Origin of the sequence: Algibacter sp. (genome assembly GCF_049667265.1) — a bacterium.
GTDB lineage: Bacteria > Bacteroidota > Bacteroidia > Flavobacteriales > Flavobacteriaceae > Algibacter_B.
Genome location: NZ_JBATHX010000168.1, coordinates 1 through 1,697 on the forward strand (window position 1 = coordinate 1; position 1,697 = coordinate 1,697).

3 protein-coding genes are annotated in these 1,697 nt (G+C 29.1%); all 3 read left to right on the forward strand.

Translation table 11 applies throughout. From position 1 onward, the window contains the following. A partial coding sequence (locus WBN21_RS06225) for a cell envelope biogenesis protein OmpA (protein WP_424198498.1) occupies positions 1 to 669 on the forward strand: 669 nt, incomplete at its 5' end. After that, positions 656 to 1,144 (forward strand): Rab family GTPase, encoded by a 489-nt coding sequence (locus WBN21_RS06230; protein ID WP_424198499.1) that lies wholly within the window; start codon positions 656 to 658, stop codon positions 1,142 to 1,144. The genes WBN21_RS06225 and WBN21_RS06230, both read left to right, overlap by 14 nt. Before the next feature lie 5 nt (positions 1,145 to 1,149). Beyond that, positions 1,150 to 1,697: histidine kinase dimerization/phospho-acceptor domain-containing protein (locus tag WBN21_RS06235; protein ID WP_424198501.1), on the forward strand; the 548-nt coding region annotated here is incomplete at its 3' end.

A 1,697-nucleotide genomic window follows, 5' to 3' on the forward strand; every position in this document is an offset into this window, starting at 1 on the left:
GATCAAAAATTAAATACCTTCATTGAACAAATCCCTAAAACCTTAGGGCCAACCATTACAGAAGCTTTAAAAGAAGAAATTAAAAACTCCCAGGATGCTGTTGTAGAAGCGCTTTATCCAATTCTAGGACAAATGATTAAGCGGTATGTGCAGCATGAAATGAAATTATTATCTGAACGAATTAATAATCAAGTTAATAAAACTTTTTCTTTTAAACGGTTTTTCAGAAAGGCAAAATCCAAAGCTGCTGGTATAAACGAGTCTGATTTATTATTGCAGGAGCAATCCAACGCTCAAATAGAACAAGTTATTATTATAGAAAAAGGATCTGGATTACTTCTAGCAGAATATTCAAAAAATAAAATGGCTGATGAAGACATGGTAGCAGGTATGCTAACTGCGATTAAGAGTTTTGTTGAAGATGCTTTTAAAAAGGAGAAGCAAAGTTTGCATTATATTGAATACGACTTGTATCATATTCATCTTCAAAATTTTTCGTCTTTTTATATTGCCGTGGTAATTTCAGGCGTTTATAATGTCATTTTTAAAGATAAACTTGAAGACAAAATTCTAGATTTTGTAAACGACGAAAAAATTATTAAATCACTAAATAACAGAGATTTACTATCAAAAAAACTAGCAGATTTCTATAAAAATGGCACTATCTAAAAAAATTGTTCTTATAGGTCATTTTGGAGTTGGAAAAACATCCTTAATCCGTCGGTTTGTTGAAAACACATTTTCTGAAGATTATAAGGTAACGATTGGTGTGCACATTTCTAAAAAATCAATTACTATTCCCGAAGGCGAAATGATATCTCTGATTATTTGGGATTTAGAAGGGCAAGACGACATTAAAAAAACAAGACCTTCTTATTTACTCGGTACAAATGGTTTTATTTATGTTTTTGACTTAACAAGACCCGTTACTTTTGAAGACCTTGACTCCGAATTATCATTTTTAAAAGAAAACTTTCCAAAAACACCCGTTAAAGTAGTTGGCAACAAAATGGACCTTGTAAATAAAATTTATTTAAAGGAACATAGTGCTATTTTTGAACCTATTGTTGATTTATTTGTGAGTGCAAAAACTGGTAGTAAAGTTGAAAAACTATTTTCGAAACTTGCTATGGAGTTAATTTAAAAGCCATGCTAAAACCCTATTTAGAAAAATATTTTAAAAACAATTTTCAATATATATTGGTTGATGATTCTGGTTGTATTTTAGAAACAGACAATCCTATTTTGCCTTTTCAGAAAAATGACAAGCTTCAAAATAGCCATCCATTTTTTGAGATTTTAAATAATTTATTACCCATTAAAAACGAATGTTTTGAGTTTTCATGTATTAATTTGGAGTTTGATAGTACTGACTATGTTGTCGATATTTCTATAAGAACGCACAGCAATAACGAAAACCTAATCATTGTTGAAAATTTAACAAAACACTATAATAACTATCAACTTACGGCACAAACCAGAAATGAATCTATTATAAATTCACAAATTTTGATTCTTAAAAATGAATACCTTCTAGAGAAAGAAACTTTTAAAAATAATTTTATTGCCAATTTTAGCCATCAGCTAAGAAATCCCATTACAGCTTCAACAATTTTTAGCGATTTATTAATAAATAGCGACTTAAATTCTGAGCAAAAAAATTATTTAGAGATTATTCAATCTGCCAACAAAGATTT

Coding starts and splice junctions, on each gene's coding strand:
- WBN21_RS06230 (WP_424198499.1), top strand. CDS start 656: ATGGCACTATCTAAAAAAATTGTTCTTATAGGTCATTTTGGAGTTGGA.